The sequence below is a fragment of the Pseudomonas sp. FDAARGOS_380 genome (genome assembly GCF_002591235.1).
In the GTDB taxonomy this organism is placed as follows: Bacteria; Pseudomonadota; Gammaproteobacteria; order Pseudomonadales; family Pseudomonadaceae; genus Aquipseudomonas; species Aquipseudomonas salmasensis.
This window is the reverse complement of sequence record NZ_CP023969.1, coordinates 1,632,596-1,658,131: the sequence shown is the minus strand read 5'-3', so window position 1 is coordinate 1,658,131 and position 25,536 is coordinate 1,632,596. Positions and strand designations below refer to the sequence as shown.

Sequence of the window (25,536 nt, the reverse complement as noted above, 5' to 3'; positions counted from 1 at the left end):
ATCGGATGTCTCTGTTCAAACAGCTATTGATCGCAATCTGTCTGTTCCTGGTGGTCGCCTTCAGCGGCAGCTTCATGGTCAGCCTGGAAAGCTCGCGCACCCAGTACGTCAACCAACTGCGCTCCCACGCCCAGGACGCCGCGACGGCGTTGGCGCTGTCGCTGACCCCGAATATCGACGACCCGGCCATGGTGGAGCTGCTGGTCAGCTCGATCTTCGACAGCGGTTACTACGCCAGCATCCGCGTCGTGGACCTGGCCACCGACAAAACCATCGTCGAGCGCAGCGGTATCCCGGACAACAACGGCGTGCCCAACTGGTTCGTCAAGTTGATCGGCCTGGAGCCGGCCGGCGGTGATGCGTTGGTCAGCCGTGGCTGGGAACAGGCCGCACGGGTCGAAGTGGTCAGCCATCCGATGTTCGCCCTGGCCAAGCTCTGGCAAAGCGCCCTGGGCAGCCTGGGCTGGCTGCTGCTGTGCGGCGCGGTCAGCGTGGTGCTCGGTGGGCTGCTGCTGCGCCGGCAATTGAAGCCGTTGGACTATATGGTCAAGCAATCCCACGCCATTGCCCGCCGCGAGTTCCTCAGCCTGCCTGACTTACCCCGCACGCCAGAACTGCGTCGCGTGGTACAGGCCATGAACCAGATGGTGGAAAAGCTCAAGGCGCTGTTCCAGGAGCAGGCCGAGCGTAGCGAAAAACTGCGCACCGAATCCTATCAGGACAACCTCACCGGCCTCGCCAACCGTCGTTATTTCGAGATGCAGCTCAACGCCCGCGTCAGTAACCCGGAAGAGACCAACTCCGGCTACCTGCTGTTGCTGCGGGTCAAAGACCTGGCCGGCCTCAACCAGCGCCTGGGCGGCCAGCGCACCGACCAGTTGCTGCAAGCGGTTGGCGAACAACTGCTGCGCCAGTGCGCGCCGTACCCGGAAACCCATAACCTCGTCACCCGTATTCGTGGTGGTGAGTTCGCCGTGCTGGCGCCAGGGTTGATGCGTGAAGAAGCGGTGCAACTGGCGCAGAACCTGGAAAGCACTTTGCTCAGCCTGCAAGCGACCGGTGCCAGCGACGTTACGCCGGTCGCCTATATCGGCCTGGCGCCGTTCAGCCATGGCGATGCGCCCCAAGCCTTGTTGACCCTGGCCGACCAGGCCCTGGCCCAGGCCCAAGCGCAGGGCGACACCAGTTGGGTGTGCCTGGACCGCAGCGCCGCCGCCAGCGTGGGAGACGATCACCATGCCTGGCACACCTTGCTGGACCAGGCCCTGACCCAGCAGCGCTTCCAGCTGTACTTCCAGCCAGTGGTGGCCAGCCAGGACCCACAGTTGGTCTTGCACTACAAAGTGCTGTCGCGCTTGCAAGACGAGGACGGCCACACCATACCGGCCGGGCGCTTCCTGCCGTGGCTGGAGCGCTTCGGTTGGTCGGCCCGCCTGGACCGCCTGATGCTGGAGCAGGTGCTCAAGCAGATGAGCAGCCACACCGAGAACCTGGCGCTGAACCTCTCGGCCGCGACCCTGCAGGACACCCAGGCTCTGAACCGCATTTATGACCTGCTACGCCAGCACAGCAACCTGGGCCCGCGCCTCACCCTGGAGATCGGTGAAGAGCAACTGCCTGAGCAGCACGTGCTGGAACAGATGACCCAGCGCCTGCGCGAGCTGGGCTTCTCCCTCAGCCTGCAACGTTTCGGTGGGCGGTTCAGCATGATCGGCAACCTGGCGCGCCTGGGCCTGGCGTACCTGAAGATCGACGGCAGCTACATTCGCGCCATCGACCAGGAAAGTGACAAGCGCCTGTTTATCGAGGCCATCCAGCGAGCGGCCCATAGCATTGACCTGCCGCTGATTGCCGAGCGTGTAGAGACCGAGGGCGAACTGAAGGTGATTCGTGAGATGGGGATTTTCGGTGTGCAGGGCCAACTGTTTGGCGAACCCGCACCCTGGAAATAATTTACCTGTAGGAGCGAGCTTGCTCGCGAAGATCGCCAACGATAACGCGCAAAGCCTGACACCCCGTGGCGATTTCAGTTTTTTCGCGAGCAAGCTCGCTCCTACAGGGGTAGGAGCGGTTGGATTAAATCAATCCTTTCTCGTCGTCATCGATCAACTGGCTCAACCCACCCAACGCTTCCCGCGCCTGGTTACGGTCCATCAACTTGGCCTGGGCTGCCGGGGGCAGGTCGGTCACGCTGATCACCCCTTTGCGGGTCAGCACCTGGATCAAGTCGTCCAGCACCCGGATCATCTCCAAGTCGCTCTGCTTGAGCTGGGCCAGGCTGGTTTCCACTACTTCGTTGGCGTACCAGGCCTGGATCTCATGGTGATCGGCCGGCAGGGTTTCAGTGGAGTCGGCAAAGGCGATAGCCTCTACGCGAACCAGCGCGCCCTGTGCATCACGTTGCACGTAAAACATAACAACCCCTCGAAAATGCGCCACAGGCGTTCAACAGCATAGGTCAACGCTGCGTGTATGGGCGTGAGTATGCGATGCACCGTCCGCCAGAGCCAGCGGCCCGCAGGCCAAAAAATCGGCCGCCTGAAAGGGCGGCCGATTAATCGTGTCTTAAGTGTGGTCGATCTTGATGGTCGGGTCGGCACCACTGATCAGCGAGTTGATGCTGGTGTGGGACCAATCGTTGCCTTCCAGCTTGATCGTCACATCGGCATTGGCCAGGCCACCGGCGGCGTTGAGCTTGCCTTCACTGCTCACTTGCAGGGTCGACACGCCGTCTACCGTGGTGATCTTGAGGTAGTTGTCGATGGTGCTGTCGGTTTCACCTTTCAACAAATCACGCAGATCAATGCGGTCGCCTTCCGAGGCCTTGAAGTCCTTGATCACATCGTTGCCGATGTCGCCAGACTTCCACACAAAGGTGTCGGCACCCGAGCCACCGATCAGGATGTCGTTGCCCTGGCCGCCAATCAACGTGTCGTTGCCGGTGCCACCCAGCAGGATGTCATTGCCTTTGCCGCCATCGAGCGTGTCGTTGCCGCCTTGGCCGAACAGGATGTCATCGCCAGCGCCGCCCAGCAGCGTGTCGTTGGCATCCTTGGCGCCGGAGACGTCGAAGTCCACATAGTGTTCGGTGACGTACTGGTGAACGTTAGAAGCGGTTACCGCAGAGACAGCCACGCCGGTCTTCTGTGCGACAAAGGCCTGCAGCGCGTTGTAACCCTCGCCATTGATCCCGCTGAAGCTCACCAGGTCGCCGAACAGGATGTCATTGCCGTCGCCACCGTTGATGGTGTCTGCGCCCGGCAACGTCGCCTCGGTGTGGCCGAGGATGGCGTTGGCCAGGTCTTTCGGATCGATGTTGGTTTGCGGCTTGCCATCGGTATCGTACGGCTTGAGATCGTCGAGACTGACGGCGCCGTTGATCCCGATTGCTTCCACCGCCGACAACCCTTTGAGCAATGCAAAACCGCTGTTGGCGTTGTTGATGGTTGCGGTGCTGGTGCCGTTACCGTAGCCGTCGAGGTAGGAGACTTCAAAAGTCCCGTCACCCTGGGCGTGCACGGTACCTATGACGCCGTTGTCGTACCAACCACCCAGGAACGTCTGCTTCCATTGGTGCAGTTGGCCCTGGCCGTCGATCAACTGCAGGTTAGCGCCATTGACGTTAATGCTGAACGTGTTACCCAGCACATAGTTGTTCGCACTGATGTAGTCGTCCAGGCGCCCATCGGTGGTGCGGAAGTCGTAGAAGTCAGTCACTACCGGGTTGGTCTGCTCGCCGCTCTGGTGGTAGGTCGGCTGGCCGTCGGTGATGAAGTACGTCAAGTTGGTTGCGCCGGTGTTTTTGGTCGCCAGGTCGCTCTGGAAGAAGTTGGCCGTGGCCTTGAACACGTCTTCGTAGTTGGTACCGCCTTCCGATGCCATCGAGTTCAGCACCGCTTTGAGCTGAGTCAGTGCACTAGGATCGTTGAGGTTGATAGCCACCGACTTTTTCACCTGGCTATCGAAGTCCGCCAGGAAGATATTTACGGTACCCGATGTGTTGGCGCCCAGGCTGTCCTTGAGGGAGTTGAACACCGAAGTCAACGAGGCCTTCGCGGCGTCGAGCGAGGCGACGCTCATACTGCCGGAGCTGTCCACCATGAACGCGATGTTGTAGTTCTTGCCCTGCACCACGTTCAGGCCGGCGATGTCGGCCACGACGATGTCGTTGCCATCGCTGCCATTGATAGTGTCGCTGCCCGAGGTGCCGGTGACCGAGTTGTAGGTCGCTGGGTGCACCGTGACGGGCAATTGCGCGGTGGTGGTCGCTGAACCGCCGATGCTCTCGGTGGAAGTCGAGGTGACCGTCAGGTTGAACTGGCCGCTGTAGTAGGTCGGCGGCTTGATGGTCAGGGTGTTCAGGTCCCAGCCGGTGACATTCACTTCGCCCACGGTTTTACCCGCGGTAAAGGTGTGCCCCGATGCGTCGGTAAGCACCGAGCCTGCCGGAATGCCGCTGATCTTCACGCTCAGGGTTTCCGAACCGTCGGTGTCGGTCAGCGCGGTGGTGACCTTGGACAATTTGACCGTGCCGTTTTCCTGGCCTTCGTTGAGCTTGTAGCCCACGTAGTAACCGTCGCCGTTGCTGCCATGCAGGTCGGACAGGGTTACGCCGGCGTTGGTCAGGTCGGTGAGGCCGGTGTACAGCGGCACGGTGCTGGTGCTCAGGTTCTGCACCGCCCCGCCGTTGACCGACAGGTTGACGTCAAAGCTGCCAGGCCCCGCCTGGTTGGCCTGGTAGATCTCAAGGCTGTAGTAACCGGTGGTGGTTGGCGTGAACGAGCCGCTGAACTTGCCGCTGTTGGTGCCCCACAAACCGCTGGCAACATCTTTACCGCCAACGTTGACCACCACGCTGTCATCGGCGATACCGCTGAAGGTGTAGCTCTTGCCCGCTTCCATATAGATCAGACCGGAGATCTTGGAACCCGAGCCGGCGGCGACGTTGTCGACGGACTCGACGTTGGTCACCACAGAGGTGTTGTTGGGTGTGCCCGCGTTGTCGATGGCTTTTTTCAGTACGTCTGGCGCAGCGCCGTTGCCGTTGTTTCCAAGGCCGGCGATGCTGTTCCAGCCCTGTTTGACCAGCCCGGTCGAGGCAACGTTGTTGTCGGCCACGCTGAGGGTCGGTGCGTCGGCCACTGGGGTGATATCGACTTTCACCGTGGCGCTGGTACCCAGGTCCTTGCCATCGGTTGGCTGGAATTTGAACTGCGCGTAATCCGCCTGCTTGTTACCCACACCGGTGCCGCCATAACCGTCGGCGCCGGACTCGTTGGCGTTCGGCGTAAAGCGCAGTTGGCCGCCGTCGATCTGGGCCTTGGTAAAGGTCTGGCCGCTGGTCACGTTGGTCCAGGTGCTGCCGTCCGCCGCCAGGTATTGCAGCTTGCCGGCCACCGGCAGCTCGGTGATTTTCACCCCGAGGCTGGCTTGCGGCGAGTCCACATCGCTCACGCCGAAGTTGGCCCAGGTCAGGGCCAGGGCGGTGTCTTCCGTACCGGTCACGGCACCGCCAGTGGCCACTGGCGCATCGTTGACCGCCACCACGTTGACGGTGGTGGTGGCAACGTTGGAGTAGTTACCGCCATCGGTCACCGTCACGGTGATGGTGCGCGGCGTGGTGCTTGGGTCGTGGCTGTTGTTGGTGAACGTGATGTTCTGGATACGCTGCATGTAGTCAGCCAGCGTCGCGCTGCCGGACAACGTCAGGGTGATAGTGCCCGTCTGGTTGTTGGTGCTGACGCTGATGCCATTCACGCTATTGCCCAGGTTCAGGGCGTCACCGGCCTGTGCGTTGGTCAGCGTGACCGTCGCGCCCGTCAGCAGTGTGCTGTCTGGGTCAGTGATCTTGATATCCGTGTCGGCGATCGACACGCCCGGCCCGGCGGTACCCTCGGTAAACGTCGTCTTGTAATCAGCACCCGTGGCGCCGCTGGAGTTGTTGGCATCCAGGTCGAGCACCGGCGGCGCATCGTTGTCGAGGATGTTGGTGGTGACGGTGCCTTTGTCGATCACCAGATTCTCGAAGTTGCCCCCGGTGACCTTGTCGATGGTGATAACGATCTGTTCCGTAGGTTCGGTGATCTTGTCGTCGAGCGTGCGGATATCAAACGGCACACTGCTGGAGCCTGCCGGGATCTTCACGGTGTACACGCCAGTGAAGTCCGAACCGTCAGTGGCGGTGCCGCTGTATTTGAGCGTCACGGTCACGTCGGTTTGCGGCGGGTTGGTCAAGGTCAGGGTGTAGTGGGCGGTGCCACCTTCAGTGACCGAGCCGTCGCCCGTAATGCTGATTTTGGTGTCCGTCACCACATCCGTGACTTTGGTGACCGCGGGGTTGCCGTCAACAATCAGATGCTCGTACTTGTCGCCACCGCTGACCACGCTGGTGATCTTGGCGCTGACATCATTGGCGCCGATATAGGCATCGTTCGGTGCGGTAGCCGTCGTGAAGCTGGTGGACTTGCCGTTGCCGATGGTGATGGTCGAGCCGTTATCCAGCCTTACCACCAGGTCGGAGCCCACGTTGTTCACGGCTGCGCCGTTTTTGTCGACCAGGGACGCGGTGTAGACGATCTGCCCGCCTTCGCTGACCGAGCCAGTGGCCTTGAGTACCACGGTCACGTCGTCGATGGTGTCGTTGACGGTGGTCGTGGCGCCCGCAGGTGTGAAGGTCACACCCTCGAAATTGCCGCCGGTGGTGCCGGTGATCTTGACGGTCTGGGTGCTCTTGTCGATGAACACGTCATCGGTAGGCGCCGGGACGGTCACCGTGCCCACGGTCTCACCTTGCTTGATGGTGATGCTCGAACCGTTGTCGAGCTGGACCAGCATGTCGCTGCCGGCCTTGTTGCTCAAGGTGGCGGTGTAGGTGATCTGGCCGCCTTCGTTAACCGCGGTCGGGGCGGTCAGGGTGATGGTGGTCAAATCGGTGGTGCCCGGCGTGTCGGTGACAGTGGTGTTCACCGCCGTCGTGCCCGGCACCAGGTTCTCGAAGTGCTCGCCGCCAGTCACGCCTTTGATGGCGGTGGTGACGGTTTGGTCGCCTTTGTAGACGTCGTTTGGTGCTACGGTGGTGATGGAGCCGCTCGACTGATTCACGCCGATGGTGATGGTCTTGCCATTGTCCAAGGTGACGGTCAGCGGATTGGTGATGTTGGTTACCGCTGCGCCGTTTTTATCCACAAGGCTGGCGGTGTAGACGATGTTGCCGCCTTCGCCGACGGTGGTGGTGGCGGTCAGAACCACATCGACTTTGTCGATGGTGTCGTTGATGGTGGTGGTTGCGCCGTTGCCTGCAACTTCCAGTTTTTCGAAGTTGCCGCCGGAAGCGTCGGTGATCTTGACGGTCTGGGTGCTCTTATCGATAAACACGTCATCGGTAGGCGCAGGCACAGTCACGGTACCGACGGTTTCGCCGGCCTTGATGGTGATGCTTGAACCGTTGTCGAGTTTCAGCGTGACGTCAGTACCGGCCTTGTTGCTCAAGGTGGCGGTATAGGTGATCTGGCCACCTTCGTTAACGGCACTTGGTGCAGTCAGGGTGACAGTAGTCGTGTTGTCGGTACCTGGTGTGTCCGTAACGGTGGTGTTCACCGCGGTAGTGCCAGGGACCAGATTCTCGAAATGCTCGCCGCCGGTCACGCCTTTGATGGCGGTAGTGACGGTTTGATCGCCTTTATAGACATCATCCGGAGCAAGAACCGAAACGCTACCGCTCGACTGGTTTACGCCGATGGTGATGGTCTTGCCGTTATCCAGGGTCACGGTCAGCGGATTGGTGATGTTGGTCACCGGCGCGCCGTTTTTATCCACAAGGCTAGCGGTGTAGACGATATTGCCGCCTTCGCCGACGGTGGTAGTGGCGGTCAGGACCACATCAACTTTGTCGATAGTGTCGTTGATCGTGGTCGTTGCGCCATTGCCTGCAACTTCGAGTTTTTCGAAGTTGCCGCCAGTAGTCTCAGTGATCTTGACGGTCTGGGTGCTCTTGTCGATGAACACGTCATCGGTAGGCGCGGGCACGGTTACGGTGCCAACAGTGTCGCCAGCCTTGATCGTGATCGACGAACCGTTATCCAACTTCAGCGTTACATCAGTGCCAGCTTTGTTGGAGAGCGTGGCGGTGTACGTAATCTGCCCACCTTCGTTTGCCTGGGCCGGAGCCGTCAGCGTCACGGTGGTGGTGTTGTCGGTACCGGGGGTATCGGTGACAGTGGTGTTCACTGCCGTAGTGCCAGGCACCAGGTTCTCGAAATGCTCGCCGCCAGTCACGCCTTTGATGGCGGTGGTAACGGTTTGATTGCCCTTATAGACATCATCCGGCGCAATGGTAGTGATGGAGCCACTCGACTGATTCACACCGATGGTGATGGTCTTGCCGTTGTCCAAGGTGACGGTCAGCGGATTGGTGATGTTGGTCACCGGTGCGCCGTTTTTATCCACAAGGCTGGCGGTGTAGACGATGTTGCCGCCTTCGCCGACGGTGGTGGTTGCGGTCAGGACAACATCAACTTTGTCGATGGTGTCGTTGATCGTAGTGGTCGCGCCGCTGCCTGCAACTTCCAGTTTTTCGAAGTTGCCGCCGGAAGCGTCGGTGATCTTGACTGTCTGGGTGCTCTTATCGATAAACACATCATCGGTAGGGGCGGGCACGGTCACAGTACCGACGGTCTCGCCGGCCTTGATGGTGATCGACGAACCGTTATCCAACTTCAGTGTTACGTCAGTGCCCGCTTTATTGGAAAGCGTGGCGGTGTACGTAATCTGCCCACCTTCGTTTGCCTGTGCCGGAGCCGTCAGCGTTACGGTAGTGGTGTTATCGGTGCCAGGGTTATCGGTGACAGTAGTGTTCACTGCCGTCGTACCAGGGACCAGGTTTTCGAAGTGCTCGCCGCCGGTCACGCCTTTGATGGCGGTGGTGACGGTTTGATCACCTTTGTACACATCATCCGGTGCGAGGGTGGTGATAGAGCCGCTCGACTGATTTACGCCGATAGTGATGGTCTTGCCGTTATCCAAGGTGACGGTCAACGGGTTGGTGATGTTGGTCACCGGTACGCCGTTTTTATCCACAAGGCTGGCGGTGTAGACAATGTTGCCGCCTTCGCCAACGGTGGTAGTGGCGGTCAGGACGACATCGACTTTGTCGATCGTGTCATTGATCGTAGTGGTTGCACCGTTGCCCGCAACTTCCAGTTTTTCGAAGTTGCCGCCAGTGGTCTCGGTGATCTTGACCGTCTGAGTGCTCTTATCGATAAACACGTCATCGGTAGGCGCAGGGACAGTGATGGTGCCAACAGTTTCGCCAGCCTTGATGGTGATGCTTGAGCCGTTGTCGAGTTTCAGCGTGACGTCGGTACCGGCCTTGTTGCTCAAGGTCGCGGTGTAGGTGATCTGACCACCTTCGTTAACGGCACTTGGCGCAGTCAGCGTAACCGTGGTGGTGTTATCGGTGCCTGGGGTATCCGTAACGGTGGTGTTCACCGCCGTAGTACCCGGCACCAGATTTTCAAAGTGCTCGCCGCCGGTTACGCCTTTGATAGCGGTGGTGACGGTTTGATCGCCTTTATAGACATCATCAGGAGCAAGAACCGAAACGCTACCGCTAGTCTGGTTTACGCCGATGGTGATGGTCTGGCCATTATCCAAGGTGACGGTCAACGGATTGGTGATGTTAGTCACCGGTGCGCCGTTTTTATCCACAAGGCTGGCGGTGTAGACAATGTTGCCGCCTTCGCCAACGGTGGTGGTCGCGGTCAGGACCACATCAACTTTGTCGATGGTGTCGTTGATGGTGGTGGTTGCACCGTTGCCTGCAACTTCCAGTTTTTCGAAGTTGCCGCCGGAAGCGTCGGTGATCTTGACGGTCTGGGTGCTCTTATCGATAAACACATCATCGGTAGGCGCAGGCACAGTCACGGTGCCAACGGTTTCGCCAGCTTTGATAGTGATCGACGAGCCGTTATCCAACTTCAGCGTTACATCAGTACCGGCTTTGTTGCTCAAGGTCGCGGTGTACGTGATCTGGCCGCCTTCGTTAACGACACTTGGCGCTGTCAGCGTCACAGTAGTGGTGTTGTCGGTACCCGGAGTGTCCGTAACGGTGGTGTTCACCGCGGTAGTGCCAGGGACCAGATTCTCGAAATGCTCGCCGCCGGTCACACCCTTGATAGCGGTGGTGACAGTTTGGTCGCCCTCGTACACATCGTCAGGAGCAAGAACCGAAACGCTACCGCTAGTCTGGTTTACGCCGATGGTGATGGTCTGGCCGTTATCCAAGGTGACGGTCAACGGATTGGTGATGTTAGTCACCGGTGCGCCGTTCTTATCCACAAGGCTGGCGGTGTAGACGATATTGCCGCCTTCGCCGACGGTGGTAGTGGCGGTCAGGACCACATCAACTTTGTCGATGGTGTCGTTGATGGTGGTGGTTGCGCCGTTACCTGCGACTTCGAGTTTTTCGAAGTTGCCGCCGGAAGCGTCAGTAATCTTGACGGTCTGGGTACTCTTATCGATGAACACGTCATCGCTAGGAGCGGGCACAGTCACAGTGCCAACAGTGTCGCCAGCCTTGATGGTGATGCTTGAACCATTGTCGAGTTTCAGCGTGACGTCAGTACCGGCCTTGTTGCTCAAGGTCGCGGTGTAGGTGATCTGACCACCTTCGTTAACGGCACTTGGCGCTGTCAGCGTCACAGTAGTGGTGTTGTCGGTACCCGGTGTGTCCGTAACGGTGGTGTTCACCGCGGTAGTGCCCGGCACCAGGTTCTCGAAATGCTCGCCGCCGGTCACACCCTTGATAGCGGTGGTGACGGTCTGATCGCCTTTGTACACATCGTCTGGCGCGATGGTGGTGATAGAACCACTCGACTGATTCACACCGATGGTGATGGTCTTGCCGTTATCCAAGGTGACGGTCAACGGGTTGGTGATGTTAGTCACCGGCGCGCCGTTCTTATCCACAAGGCTGGCGGTGTAGACGATATTGCCGCCTTCGCCGACGGTGGTAGTGGCGGTCAGGACCACATCAACCTTGTCGATGGTGTCGTTGATCGTGGTCGTTGCGCCATTACCTGCGACTTCCAGTTTTTCGAAGTTGCCGCCAGTGGTTTCGGTGATCTGGACGGTCTGGCTGCTCTTGTCGATGAACACGTCATCGGTAGGGGCGGGCACGGTCACAGTACCGACGGTCTCGCCAGCTTTGATGGTGATCGAAGAGCCGTTATCCAGCTTCAGCGTTACATCAGTACCGGCTTTGTTGCTCAAGGTCGCGGTGTACGTGATCTGGCCGCCTTCGTTAACGACACTTGGCGCTGTCAGCGTCACAGTAGTGGTGTTGTCGGTACCCGGAGTGTCCGTAACGGTGGTGTTCACCGCGGTAGTGCCAGGGACCAGATTCTCGAAATGCTCGCCGCCGGTCACACCCTTGATAGCGGTGGTGACAGTTTGGTCGCCCTCGTACACATCGTCAGGAGCGAGAACCGAAACGCTACCGCTAGTCTGGTTTACGCCGATGGTGATGGTCTGGCCGTTATCCAAAGTCACGGTCAACGGGTTGGTGATGTTAGTCACCGGCGCACCGTTTTTATCCACAAGGCTGGCGGTGTAGACGATGTTGCCGCCTTCACCAACGGTGTTAGTGGCGGTCAGAACTACATCAACCTTATCGATGGTGTCGTTGATGGTGGTGGTCGCGCCGCTGCCTGCCACTTCTAGTTTTTCGAAGTTGCCGCCGGTGGTTTCGGTGATCTGAACGGTCTGAGTGCTCTTATCGATGAACACGTCATCGGTAGGGGCGGGCACGGTTACGGTGCCAACCGTGTCGCCAGCCTTGATGGTGATGCTTGAGCCGTTGTCGAGTTTCAGCGTTACGTCGGTACCGGCCTTATTGCTCAAGGTCGCGGTATAGGTGATCTGGCCACCTTCGTTTGCCTCGGCCGGAGCGGTCAGCGTCACGGTAGTGGTGTTATCGGTGCCTGGTGTATCAGTAACGGTGGTGTTAACCGGGGTAGTACCTGGAACCAGATTTTCGAAGTGCTCGCCGCCGGTCACACCCTTGATAGCGGTGGTGACGGTCTGGTCGCCTTTGTAAACATCATCAGGAGCAAGAACCGAAACACTACCGCTCGATTGGTTTACGCCAATGGTGATGGTCTGGCCGTTATCCAAAGTCACGGTCAACGGGTTGGTGATGTTAGTCACCGGCGCACCGTTTTTATCCACAAGGCTGGCGGTGTAGACGATGTTGCCGCCTTCACCAACGGTGTTAGTGGCGGTCAGAACTACATCAACCTTATCGATGGTGTCGTTGATGGTGGTGGTCGCGCCGCTGCCTGCCACTTCTAGTTTTTCGAAGTTGCCGCCGGTGGTTTCGGTGATCTGAACGGTCTGAGTGCTCTTATCGATGAACACGTCATCGGTAGGGGCGGGCACGGTTACGGTGCCAACCGTGTCGCCAGCCTTGATGGTGATGCTTGAGCCGTTGTCGAGTTTCAGCGTTACGTCGGTGCCGGCCTTGTTGCTCAAGGTCGCGGTGTAGGTGATCTGGCCACCTTCGTTTGCCTCGGTCGGAGCTGTCAGCGTTACGGTAGTGGTGTTATCGGTGCCCGGTGTATCAGTAACGGTGGTGTTAACCGGGGTAGTACCTGGAACCAGATTTTCGAAGTGCTCGCCGCCGGTCACACCCTTGATAGCGGTGGTGACGGTTTGATCGCCTTTATAGACATCATCAGGAGCAAGAATCGAAACGCTACCGCTAGTCTGGTTTACGCCGATGGTGATGGTCTGGCCGTTATCCAAGGTGACGGTCAACGGGTTGGTGATGTTAGTCACCGGCGCGCCGTTTTTATCCACAAGGCTGGCGGTGTAGACGATGTTGCCGCCTTCACCAACGGTGTTAGTGGCGGTCAGAACTACATCAACCTTATCGATGGTGTCGTTGATGGTGGTGGTCGCGCCGCTGCCTGCCACTTCTAGTTTTTCGAAGTTGCCGCCGGTGGTTTCGGTGATCTGAACGGTCTGAGTGCTCTTATCGATAAACACGTCATCAGTAGGGGCGGGCACGGTTACAGTACCGACGGTGTCGCCAGCCTTGATCGTGATCGAAGAGCCGTTATCCAGCTTCAAGGTGACGTCAGTACCGGCCTTGTTGCTCAAGGTCGCGGTGTACGTAATCTGACCACCTTCGCTCGCCTCGGTTGGAGCCGTCAGCGTCACGGTAGTGGTGTTATCGGTACCCGGTGTATCAGTCACAGTTGTGGTGACGTTATCGGTACCTGGGACCAGATTTTCAAAGTGTTCGCCGCCGGTCACGCCTTTGATGGCGGTGGTGACGGTTTGATCGCCTTTGTACACATCGTCTGGCGCGATGGTGGTGATGGAGCCGCTCGACTGATTCACACCGATGGTGATGGTCTTGCCGTTATCCAAAGTCACGGTCAACGGATTGGTGATGTTGGTCACCGGTGCGCCGTTTTTATCCACAAGGCTGGCGGTGTAAACGATGTTGCCGCCTTCGCCAACGGTGGTGGTGGCGGTCAGGACGACATCGACTTTGTCGATGGTGTCGTTGATCGTGGTCGTTGCGCCATTGCCTGCAACTTCCAGTTTTTCGAAGTTGCCGCCGGAAGCGTCAGTGATTTTGACGGTCTGGGTGCTCTTATCGATAAACACATCATCGGTAGGCGCAGGCACAGTCACGGTGCCAACAGTTTCGCCAGCCTTGATCGTGATCGACGAACCGTTATCCAACTTCAGCGTGACGTCGGTGCCGGCCTTGTTGCTCAAGGTCGCGGTGTAGGTGATCTGGCCGCCTTCGTTAACGGCACTTGGCGCAGTCAGCGTAACCGTGGTGGTGTTGTCGGTACCCGGAGTGTCCGTAACGGTGGTGTTCACCGCGGTAGTGCCAGGGACCAGATTCTCGAAATGCTCGCCGCCGGTAACACCCTTGATAGCGGTGGTGACGGTCTGGTCGCCCTTGTAAACATCATCAGGAGCAAGAACCGAAACGCTACCGCTAGTCTGGTTTACGCCAATGGTGATGGTCTGGCCGTTATCCAAAGTCACGGTCAACGGGTTGGTGATGTTGGTCACCGGTGCGCCGTTCTTATCCACAAGGCTGGCGGTGTAGACGATGTTGCCGCCTTCACCAACGGTGGTGGTAGCAGTTAGAACTACATCCACCTTGTCGATGGTGTCGTTGATCGTGGTCGTTGCGCCGGAGCCTGCCACTTCGAGTTTTTCGAAGTTGCCGCCGGAAGCGTCAGTAATCTTGACGGTCTGGGTGCTCTTATCGATGAACACGTCATCGGTAGGGGCGGGCACGGTCACAGTGCCAACAGTGTCGCCGGCCTTGATGGTGATGCTTGAACCGTTGTCGAGTTTCAGTGTTACGTCAGTGCCCGCTTTGTTGGAAAGCGTGGCGGTGTACGTAATCTGCCCACCTTCGTTCGCCTCGGTCGGCGCTGTCAGTGTAACGGTGGTGGTGTTATCGGTGCTCGGTGTATCGGTAACGGTGGTGTTCACCGCTGTAGTGCCAGGGACCAGATTTTCGAAGTGCTCGCCACCAGTGACACCTTTGATGGCGGTGGTGACGGTCTGGTCGCCCTTGTAAACATCATCAGGAGCAAGAACCGAAACGCTACCGCTAGTCTGGTTTACGCCAATGGTAATGGCCTGGCCGTTATCCAAAGTCACGGTCAGCGGATTGGTGATGTTGGTCACCGGTGCGCCGTTCTTATCCACAAGGCTGGCGGTGTAGACGATGTTGCCGCCTTCACCAACGGTGGTGGTAGCAGTTAGAACTACATCCACCTTGTCGATGGTGTCGTTGATCGTGGTCGTTGCGCCGTTGCCTGCAACTTCCAGTTTTTCGAAGTTGCCGCCCGAAGCGTCGGTGATCTTGACGGTCTGCGTGCTCTTATCGATGAACACGTCATCGGTAGGCGCAGGCACGGTCACAGTGCCAACCGTGTCGCCGGCCTTGATGGTGATCGAAGAGCCGTTATCCAACTTCAACGTGACGTCGGTACCGGCCTTATTGCTCAAGGTCGCGGTATAGGTGATCTGGCCACCTTCGTTTGCCTCGGCCGGAGCGGTCAGCGTCACCGTAGTGGTGTTGTCAGTGCCTGGTGTATCCGTAACGGTGGTATTAACCGGGGTAGTACCTGGAGCCAGATTTTCAAAGTGCTCGCCGCCGGTCACGCCTTTGATGGCGGTAGTGACGGTCTGGTCGCCTTTGTAGACATCGTCTGGCGCGATGGTGGTGATAGAACCGCTCGACTGGTTTACGCCAATAGTGATGGTCTGGCCGTTATCTAAAGTCACGGTCAACGGGTTGGTGATGTTGGTCACCGGTGCGCCGTTCTTATCCACAAGGCTGGCGGTGTAGACGATGTTGCCGCCTTCACCAACGGTGGTGGTAGCAGTTAGAACTACATCCACCTTGTCGATGGTGTCGTTGATCGTGGTCGTTGCGCCGGAGCCTGCCACTTCGAGTTTTTCGAAGTTGCCGCCGGAAGCGTCAGTAATCTTGACGGTCTGGGTGCTCTTATCGATGAACACGTCATCGGTAGGGGCGGGCACGGTCACAGTGCCAACAGTGTCGCCGGCCTTGATGGTGATGCTTGAACCGTTGTCGAGTTTCAGTGTTACGTCAGTGCCCGCTTTGTTGGAAAGCGTGGCGGTGTACGTAATCTGCCCACCTTCGTTCGCCTCGGTCGGCGCTGTCAGTGTAACGGTGGTGGTGTTATCGGTGCCCGGTGTATCAGTAACGGTGGTGTTAACCGGGGTAGTACCTGGAACCAGATTTTCGAAGTGCTCGCCGCCGGTTACGCCTTTGATAGCAGTAGTGACGGTCTGGTCGCCTTTGTAAACATCATCAGGAGCAAGAACCGAAACGCTACCGCTCGATTGGTTTACGCCAATGGTGATGGTCTGGCCGTTATCCAAAGTCACGGTCAACGGGTTGGTGATGTTAGTCACCGGCGCACCGTTTTTATCCACAAGGCTGGCGGTGTAGACGATGTTGCCGCCTTCACCAACGGTGGTGGTAGCAGTTAGAACTACATCCACCTTGTCGATGGTGTCGTTGATCGTGGTCGTTGCGCCGTTGCCTGCAACTTCCAGTTTTTCGAAGTTGCCGCCCGAAGCGTCGGTGATCTTGACGGTCTGCGTGCTCTTATCGATGAACACGTCATCGGTAGGCGCAGGCACGGTCACAGTGCCAACCGTGTCGCCGGCCTTGATGGTGATCGAAGAGCCGTTATCCAACTTCAACGTGACGTCGGTACCGGCCTTATTGCTCAAGGTCGCGGTATAGGTGATCTGGCCACCCTCATTCGTTTCGGTCGGAGCTGTCAGCGTTACGGTAGTGGTGTTATCGGTGCCCGGTGTATCAGTAACGGTGGTGTTAACCGGGGTAGTACCTGGAACCAGATTTTCGAAGTGCTCGCCGCCGGTCACACCCTTGATAGCGGTGGTGACGGTTTGATCGCCTTTATAGACATCATCAGGAGCAAGAACCGAAACGCTACCGCTAGTCTGGTTTACGCCAATAGTGATGGTCTGGCCGTTATCCAAAGTCACGGTCAGCGGATTGGTGATGTTGGTCACCGGTGCGCCGTTTTTATCCACAAGGCTGGCGGTATAAACGATATTGCCGCCTTCGCCAACGGTGGTAGTGGCGGTCAGGACCACATCAACTTTGTCGATCGTGTCGTTGATGGTGGTGGTGGCGCCGCTGCCTGCCACTTCGAGTTTTTCGAAGTTGCCACCACTGGTTTCGGTGATCTTGACGGTCTGGGTGCTCTTATCGATGAACACGTCATCGGTAGGCGCGGGCACGGTTACGGTGCCAACCGTGTCGCCAGCCTTGATGGTGATCGAAGAGCCGTTATCCAACTTCAGCGTGACGTCAGTACCGGCCTTATTGCTCAAGGTCGCGGTATAGGTGATCTGGCCACCCTCATTCGTTTCGGTCGGAGCTGTCAGCGTTACGGTAGTGGTGTTATCGGTGCCCGGTGTATCAGTAACGGTGGTGTTAACCGGGGTAGTACCTGGAACCAGATTTTCGAAGTGCTCGCCACCAGTGACACTTTTGATGGCGGTGGTGACGGTTTGGTCGCCCTTGTACACATCATCAGGAGCTAGAACCGAAACGCTACCGCTCGATTGGTTTACGCCAATAGTGATGGTCTGGCCGTTATCCAAAGTCACGGTCAACGGGTTGGTGATGTTAGTCACCGGCGCACCGTTTTTATCCACAAGGCTGGCGGTGTAAACGATATTGCCGCCTTCGCCAACGGTAGTAGTAGCCGTCAGCACCACATCAACTTTGTCGATCGTGTCGTTGACGGTGGTGGTTGCACCGTTGCCTGCAACTTCCAGTTTTTCGAAGTTGCCGCCAGTAGTTTCGGTGATCTGGACGGTCTGGGTGCTCTTATCGATAAACACGTCATCGGTAGGCGCAGGGACAGTCACGGTACCGACGGTTTCGCCGGCCTTGATGGTGATCGAAGAGCCGTTATCCAACTTCAGCGTGACGTCAGTACCGGCCTTGTTGCTCAAGGTCGCGGTGTAGGTGATCTGACCACCTTCGCTCGCTTCGGTCGGAGCGGTCAGCGTCACCGTAGTGGTGTTGTCAGTGCCTGGTGTATCCGTAACGGTGGTATTAACCGGGGTAGTACCAGGAACCAAGTTCTCGAAATGCTCGCCACCGGTCACGCCCTTGATAGCAGCAGTGACGGTCTGATTGCCTTTATAAATATCGTCTGGCGCCACGGTAGTAACGGTGCCGCTGGATTGATTAACACCGATAGTAATGGTCTGACCGTTATCCAAAGTGACGGTCAACGGGTTGGTGATGTTAGTCACCGGCGCGCCGTTCTTATCCACAAGGCTGGCGGTGTAGACGATATTGCCGCCTTCACCAACGGTGGTGGTGGCCGTCAGAACCACATCGACTTTGTCGAGGGTGTCGTTGATCGTGGTGGTTGCGCCATTACCTGCAACTTCCAATTTCTCGAAGTTGCCGCCAGAGGTCTCAGTGATCTGGACGGTCTGCGTGCTCTTGTCGATGAACACGTCATCGGTAGGCGCAGGCACAGTCACGGTGCCAACAGTTTCGCCAGCCTTGATCGTGATCGAGGAGCCGTTATCCAACTTCAGCGTGACATCAGTGCCCGCTTTATTGGAAAGCGTGGCGGTATACGTAACCTGCCCACCTTCGTTCGCCTCGGTTGGCGCTGTCAGCGTCACAGTGGTGGTGTCGATCGAATCGGTAATGGTGGTAATCGCTGGCGTGGTGCTCGGCACCAGGCTCTCGAAATTGCCGCCAGTCGCGCTCGTGATCGTCGTACTGACGGTGCTGCCGTTGACATAGACGTCATTAGCCGGCGTATCAACGACAACGCTGCCTGTCGACTCACCGGCCTTGATGGTGATCACCGAGCCATTGCTCAAAGTGACGTTCACCGGCGTCTGCGCCGGGTTGGTCAGGGTGGCGGTGTAGGTGATCTGGCCGCCTTCGGTCACGGTCGAACCAGCGGTCAAAGTAACCGTGGTGGTGTCGATCGAATCGGTAATGGTGGTGACCGCAGGCGTGGTATTCGGTACCAGATTCTCGAAGTTACCGCCCGTTGTACCGGTGATCGTGGTGCTGACCGTCGAACCGTTGTTGTAGACGTCGTTAGCTGGCGTATCAACGACAACGCTACCCGTCGACTCACCGGCCTTGATGGTGATCACCGAGCCATTGCTCAAGGTGACGTTCACTGGCGTCTGTGCCGGGTTGGTCAGCGTGGCGGTATAGGTGATCTGGCCGCCTTCGGTCACAGTCGAACCAGCGGTCAAAGTAACCGTGGTGGTGTCGATCGAATCGGTAATGGTGGTGACCGCAGGCGTGGTATTCGGTACCAGGTTCTCGAAGTTGCCGCCCGTTGCGCCCGTGATCGTGGTGCTGATCGTCGAACCGTTGTTGTAGACGTCGTTAGCCGGCGTATCAACGACAACACTGCCTGTCGATTCGCCGGCCTTGATGGTGATCACCGAGCCATTGCTCAAGGTGACGTTCACCGGCGTCTGCGCCGGGTTGGTCAGCGTGGCGGTGTAGGTGATCTGGCCGCCTTCGGTCACGGTCGAACCAGCGGTCAGGGTGACCGTGGTGGTGTCGATCGAATCGGTAATGGTGGTGACCGCAGGCGTGGTATTCGGTACCAGGTTCTCGAAGTTGCCGCCCGTTGCGCCCGTGATGGTGGTGCTGATCGTCGAACCGTTGTTGTAGACGTCGTTAGCCGGCGTATCAACGACCACGGTCCCCGTCGACTCACCGGCCTTGATGGTGATCACCGAGCCATTGCTCAAGGTGACGTTCACCGGGGTCTGCGCCGGGTTGGTCAAGGTGGCGGTGTAGGTGATCTGGCCGCCTTCGGTCACGGACGAGCCAGCGGTCAGGGTGACCGTGGTGGTGTCAATGGTGTCGGTGATCTGCGTCACGGCCGGGTTAGGGTCGATGGTCAACACCAGGTTGCCGCCGCCGCTGGTGCCGGTAACGCCCACGCTGATCTGGCTCGGGTCGTTGTAGGGGGTGTCGTTAGGGGCCAGGGGAACGTTGACCGTACCGGTCAGTTGGCCGGACGGGATGGTAATCACCGCGCCATTGGACAAGGTGACGGTCAGGTCGCTGGTGGAGGGCCTGGTCACGGTGGCGGTGTAGGTCAGCACACCACCGGCTTCGGTGATGGTGGGCGTTGCGCTCACGGACAGGGTCGACGGCTGCAGCACCAGGTTGCCCGCGTCAGCGGAGCCTGGGGCGCCGGTCAGCGCGTTGAGAGCCGAAGTGCCCTGGCCAAGTGTGCCGGTTGGGAAGCCGATGGTGGGATCGACGCGGCCGGCGGTCGCATCCAGCACCACGAAGCTATGGCCACCCCCGGCGGCACCGTTACCGGCAGCGTTTGCGCCGGCGGCGGTGGCTTCCAGCTCGGTGGTCGGGTCAGCGCCAGCGGCGATGGCTTGTTGCAACTCGGCCACCGATGGCGCGGCTTGCTCGCTGGCCGCCGCCAGGTCGGTGGTGGAGTCCGGCATATCGGCGCTCCACTGGGTGTCACGGCCCAGGTCCAGGATACGGCCGTCGGCCAGCTCCAGGCTCACGGCGCCCGACATACCGGTGTCGATCTGGTCACCCGCGAATAAGCGATCACCTTCAACGAGGACGCGGCGAGCACCTTCCGGAGAAATTACGAAAACTTGACCAACAATGCTTTTGACGGTGGCAACAACACTGCTCATTAAAATTTTCTCCGGCGATCCGTTTCGACAAATCCATTTCGCAGCGCGCTATTAGCGCTGCCAATCTGGGGGCGTAGTCTATAAATGCATTGACGTCAAATATTTGGCTGGATTTTTTAGCTATCTAGTTTGTGCCAAACTATTGACCTTATGGTCGCCATCCTAAACAATCGCCCTAGTAATGTCACATTGATATTTATGCGGCGAACCGTCCTACATGTGTGAAGCAGTTCCGCTTTTTGAACTTTCCGACGTACGGTCATTACGGTAGCCATTATCCGACGCAGCGGTGCCAATCGCTGTGATTTAAGACAAGAAGTCTTGGGGAAATTTTAAATGCGTCTGCACCTGTTCAAGGCAATACCGTTCGCTCTCGCCGCCAGTTTCGTACAAGCCCAGACACTGCCCCAAGCCATGCAACAGGCATTGGATGTACACCCGGAAATCCAGGCGGGTGTTAACAGCCGTATTGTCGCCGATTACCAATTGCGCGCCGCACAAGGTGGCTACCTGCCGCGTGTCGACTTGAACGCCGGTTACGGCCGCCAAGGAACCGACAACGCCACCACCCGCGCCAACAACCCGGGCGGCAATCACTGGGACACGCTCAACCGCGGCGAATCCAGCCTGCGCCTGCAGCAAATGATTTTTGACGGTTTTGCTACCTCCAGCGAAGTCGGGCGTCAACAAGCCAACGTTAATTCCCGCGCTTACTCCTTGCTGGGTACTTCCGAGCGCACCGCGCTGACCGTTGCCCAGGTTTACCTGGAAGTATTGACCCGCCGTGAGTTCGTGCGCCTGGCCGAAGACAACCTGCGCAACCACGAGCGCATCTACGACCAGATCAAGTTGCGCACCCAGCGTGGCGTTGGCAACGGTGCCGACCAGGACCAGGCCGAAGCGCGCCTGGCCCAGGCCCGCAACAACTTGATCACTGAGCAGACCAACCTGGCCGACGCGCAGGTCAACTACCTCAGCGCCGTCGGCCAGATGCCCGACGAACTCGAGCGTCCGGCCCCGTTCATGGCCATGCTGCCAGCCGACCTGAACGAAGCGCGCCGCCAGATGCTCGACAACAGCCCGGTGCTGCGTTCGGCTGAGTCGGATATCTCTGCCGCCGAGAAGCAGTACGACGCCGCCAAATCCACGTTCTACCCACGCTTTGACGCTGAACTGGGCACCAACGCCGACAACAACGTCTCCGGTGACCCCAACCACAGCAATGGCTGGGAAGCCATGGTGCGCATGCGCTTCAACCTGTTCGCCGGTGGCAGCAACAAGGCCGACCTGCAATCGAAGTCCTACCAGGCCAACCAGGCGCTCGACATCCGCAACAACGCCTTGCGCCAACTCAATGAAGAGCTAGGCTTGGCTTGGAACGCCCTGAACAACGCCAACGCGCAATTGCCGGTCGCCCAGCAGTACGTGGATCACAGCACCCGCGTACGCACGTCCTACCAGCAACAGTTCAGCCTTGGTCAACGTACTCTGTTGGATTTGCTCGACAGCGAGAATGAATTGTTCACTGCTTCCCGCCGCCTGGAAGAAATCAAGAACATTCAGTTATTTACTCAGTACCGAATCAAGGCGACCATGGGCGAATTGCTCAAGAGCCAGGGAGTGGTTGCACCAATGGCCTCCGTCGTGCAGAACGACGTGAAACCTAAAGTCCAACTGCCTGGGATGAATTGAGCCACCCCAATAGCCCCATCTGTTAGTCGAGAGTGCGCCGCGTGGAACCTGAAGTCAGTCGAGTTCATCTCAGTCATGATCCACGCGCACTACACGATGACCCGTTACTCGACGGGTTGTTGGCGCTCTGCGCCCTGCATCAGAAACCGGCCAGCGCGGCCATGCTCACCACCGGCCTGCCGCTGCCTTCGCAACGGTTGAGTGCCGAGTTGCTATCGCGTGCCGCTGCGCGGGCCGGGCTGCAAGGCCGGCTGCTGCAACGCAAGCTGGATCAGATCCCGACCATTGCATTGCCGGCGCTGCTGTTGCTCAAGGACGGTCGCAGTACCGTACTGGTCGGCTGGCAGGGCGAAGATGAAGCGCGGATCCTGCTCAGTGAAAGCGACGGCGGTGAAGTGCTGATCAAGCGCGAAGCATTGGCCGACGACTACATCGGTAAAGTCTTCTTTGCACAGCCGCAACACAAATTCGACGTCAACCACGGCAGCCTGATTCCACGGGCGCGCTCGTGGTTCCGCGACACCCTCATGCGTTCGCGCTGGCTCTACACCGACGCCATCGCCGCCAGCTTCCTGATCAACATCATCGCCATGGCCGCGCCGCTGTTCGTGATGAACGTGTACGACCGCGTTGTGCCGAACCAGGCCACCGCCACCCTGTGGGTGCTGGCCGTGGGCATCTGCGGTGCCTACCTGTTCGACCTGATCCTCAAAAGCCTGCGCAGCCTTTGCCTGGACCTGGCCGGCAAAAAAACCGACCTGATCATCTCGGCCACGTTGTTCGAGCGCATCGTCGGCATGTCCATGAAGTACCGCCCGGCGCGGGTCGGCAGCTTCGCGCAGAACATCCACGAGTTTCAAAGCCTGCGCGACTTCCTCGCGTCTTTGACCCTCACCAGCCTGATCGACCTGCCGTTTACGCTGCTGATCTTCCTGGTCATCGCCATCCTCGGCGGGCACCTGGTGTGGATTCCGGTGTTGGCGTTCCCGCTGGCCCTGGGCATCGGCTATGCCCTGCAGAAGCCCCTGGTCGCGACCATGGAGCGCACCATGGCGCTGGCCGCCGAGCGTCAGTCGAGCCTGATCGAAACCCTTGCCGGGCTCGATGCGGTCAAGGTCAACAATGCCGAGAGTGAGCGTCAGTACGGCTGGGAACAGACCATCGGTACCCTGAGCCGGCTTGAGCTGCGGGTGAAGTTGCTGTCGGGCCTGTCGATGAACATGACCCTGCTGATCCAGCAACTGGCCGGCGTGATCATGATCGTATTCGGCGTGTACCAGATCATCGATGGCAACCTCAGCATGGGTGGCCTGATTGCCTGCTACATGCTCAGTGGCCGCGCCTTGAGCCCGCTGGCATCGTTGTCGGGCCTGCTGACGCGCTACCAGCAAGCCAAGGTCACCATGACCTCGGTGGACCAGATGATGGAGCTGCCCCAGGAGCGCAACTTCGAAGAGCGCCCCATGAGCCGTCGCACCTTGCAAGGCGCCATCGAGTGCCGGGGCCTGAACTTCACTTACCCGAACCAGCAGAACCCGGCGCTGAAAAACATCAACCTGGTGATCAAGCCAGGGGAAAAAATCGGCATCATCGGCCGCAGCGGCTCGGGCAAAAGCTCCCTGGCCAAGCTGATCGTCGGCCTTTACCAGCCCGACTCCGGCTCTTTGCTGGTGGACGGCGTGGACGTGCGCCAGATCGACGTGAGCGAGCTGCGCCACAACATCGGCTATGTCGCCCAAGACATTCAATTGCTGGCCGGCACCCTGCGCGACAACCTGGTCAGCGGTGCGCGCTACGTCGAGGATGAAATGGTCCTGCAAGCCGCCGAACTGGCCGGCGTGCACGAATTTGCCCGCCTGCATCCCCAAGGCTACGAACTGCAAGTCGGCGAGCGTGGGCAGAACCTGTCCGGCGGCCAGCGCCAGAACGTCGCCCTGGCCCGTGCGCTGCTGCTCAACCCGCCCATGCTGTTGCTGGACGAACCCACCAGCGCCATGGACAACACCGGTGAAGAACGCTTGAAACAACGCCTGCAAGCCGTGGTGCAAAACAAGACCGTGGTGCTGGTCACGCACCGAGCCTCACTGCTCTCCCTGGTCGACCGCCTGCTGGTGGTCGACCGTGGGCAGATTCTCGCGGACGGCCCGAAAGCCGTGGTCATGGAAGCGTTGAAGAAGGGGCAGATCAGTGTTGCTTAACTCCATCAAGAGTGCGGTCGGCCGCTACTTCAAAGGCTCCGACTCGCTGCAGGGCCAGCCGCTGCCCGAGGTCAACAAGGCGCTGATCGAAGATGCGCCGCGGGTGATCCGCCTGACCATCTGGGCGATCATCGCGTTCTTTATATTCCTGGTGGTGTGGGCCGGTTTCTCCCAGATCGACGAAGTGACCCGTGGCGACGGCAAGGCGATTCCGTCGTCCAAATTGCAGAAAATCCAGAACCTGGAAGGCGGTATTGTCGCCGAGCTGTACGTCAAGGAAGGCCAGATCGTAGAAGCCGGCGCGCCGTTGATTCGTCTCGACGACACGCGGTTTGTCTCCAACGCCGGCGAAACCGAAGCCCTGCGCCTGGCCATGCAGCTGCGCGTCGAGCGTTTGAGCGCGCAGGTGGATGACCGCCCGCTGAACATCCCCGACGACGTGCTCAAGGCCGCGCCGAGCCAGGCCGCCAACGAGCGCTCCTTGTATGAAAGCCGCCGCCAGCAGTTGAAAGACGAAGTCGGCGGCTTGCAGGAGCAACTCGTCCAGCGCCAACAGGAACTGCGCGAATTCACCTCCAAGCAGGGTCAATACCGCAGCCAGTTGTCCCTGCAACGCCAGGAAATCAATATGTCCGAGCCGTTGGTGGCCCAGGGTGCGGTGTCGCCGGTAGAAGTGCTGCGCCTCAAGCGCGCCGAAATGGAAACCCGTGGGCAGTTGGACGCCACCACCCTGGCGATCCCGCGTGCGGAATCGGCGATCAAGGAAGTGCAACGCAAGATCGATGAAACCCGCGGCAAATTCCGCAGCGAAGCCCTGACCCAACTCAACGAAGCCCGTACTGAACTGAACAAGGCCGAATCCACCGGCCGCGCGCTGGAGGATCGGGTCAGCCGCACCCTGGTCACCTCGCCAGTGCGCGGGATCGTCAAGCAGTTGCTGGTCAACACCGTTGGCGGTGTGATCCAGCCTGGCAGCGACATGGTCGAAATCGTGCCGCTGAACGACACCTTGCTGGTAGAAGCCAAGATCCGCCCGCAAGACATCGCCTTCCTGCACCCTGGGCAGGAAGCGGTGGTCAAGTTCACCGCGTATGACTACACCATCTACGGCGGGCTGAAAGCCAAGCTCGAACGCATCGGTGCCGACACCATCACCGATGAAGACAAGAAGACCACCTACTACATGATCACCCTGCGCACTGATCGCAGCCATCTGGGCACCGATGAAAAGCCGCTGCTGATCATCCCCGGCATGGTCGCTTCGGTGGATATCATCACCGGCAAGAAAAGCATCCTCAGCTACCTGCTCAAGCCGATCATCAAGGCGCGGGCAGAGGCGTTGCACGAGCGTTGATCTTCA

6 protein-coding genes are annotated in these 25,536 nt (G+C 58.9%); 4 read left to right on the top strand and 2 right to left on the bottom strand.

Going from position 1 to position 25,536, the window contains the following annotated elements:
• Nucleotides 1–5 precede the first annotated feature (5 nt).
• Complete coding sequence (gene lapD, locus CRN80_RS07775; protein ID WP_098949903.1) at nucleotides 6–1,952, top strand: cyclic di-GMP receptor LapD; 1,947 nt, start codon at nucleotides 6–8, stop codon at nucleotides 1,950–1,952.
• Between the two features lie 124 nt (nucleotides 1,953–2,076).
• Here the strand turns inward: lapD and CRN80_RS07770 are convergent, their stop codons facing one another.
• Together CRN80_RS07770 and CRN80_RS07765 are read right to left on the bottom strand one after the other, a co-directional pair.
• On the bottom strand, nucleotides 2,077–2,415 hold the full coding sequence (locus tag CRN80_RS07770; protein ID WP_032894252.1) for a hypothetical protein: 339 nt from the start codon (nucleotides 2,413–2,415) through the stop codon (nucleotides 2,077–2,079).
• Between the two features lie 150 nt (nucleotides 2,416–2,565).
• A complete protein-coding gene (locus tag CRN80_RS07765; RefSeq protein ID WP_098949902.1) occupies nucleotides 2,566–20,286 on the bottom strand; it encodes a retention module-containing protein in 17,721 nt (5,906 codons plus the stop codon).
• Nucleotides 20,287–20,622: 336 nt separating this feature from the next.
• Between CRN80_RS07765 and CRN80_RS07760 the strand changes: the two genes are divergently transcribed.
• Genes CRN80_RS07760 through CRN80_RS07750 form a run of 3 tightly spaced genes read left to right on the top strand, consistent with a single transcriptional unit; the run spans nucleotide 20,623 to nucleotide 25,530 of the window.
• Nucleotides 20,623–21,978, top strand: coding sequence for a TolC family outer membrane protein (locus tag CRN80_RS07760; protein ID WP_098949901.1), 1,356 nt, complete (start codon nucleotides 20,623–20,625; stop codon nucleotides 21,976–21,978).
• Nucleotides 21,979–22,019: 41 nt separating this feature from the next.
• Nucleotides 22,020–24,176, top strand: a complete 2,157-nt coding sequence (locus CRN80_RS07755; protein ID WP_098952584.1) for a type I secretion system permease/ATPase — start codon at nucleotides 22,020–22,022, stop codon at nucleotides 24,174–24,176.
• Nucleotides 24,166–25,530, top strand: a complete 1,365-nt coding sequence (locus CRN80_RS07750; protein ID WP_032894247.1) for an HlyD family type I secretion periplasmic adaptor subunit — start codon at nucleotides 24,166–24,168, stop codon at nucleotides 25,528–25,530. The genes CRN80_RS07755 and CRN80_RS07750 overlap by 11 nt, the downstream gene beginning before the upstream one ends.
• Nucleotides 25,531–25,536 lie beyond the last annotated feature (6 nt).

Bases quoted from the DNA above. Each gene is read 5' to 3' on its own strand.
- lapD (WP_098949903.1), top strand. From the start codon at position 6: ATGTCTCTGTTCAAACAGCTATTGATCGCAATCTGTCTGTTCCTGGTG.
- CRN80_RS07760 (WP_098949901.1), top strand. From the start codon at position 20,623: ATGCGTCTGCACCTGTTCAAGGCAATACCGTTCGCTCTCGCCGCCAGT.
- CRN80_RS07770 (WP_032894252.1), bottom strand. From the start codon at position 2,415: ATGTTTTACGTGCAACGTGATGCACAGGGCGCGCTGGTTCGCGTAGAG.
- CRN80_RS07765 (WP_098949902.1), bottom strand. From the start codon at position 20,286: ATGAGCAGTGTTGTTGCCACCGTCAAAAGCATTGTTGGTCAAGTTTTC.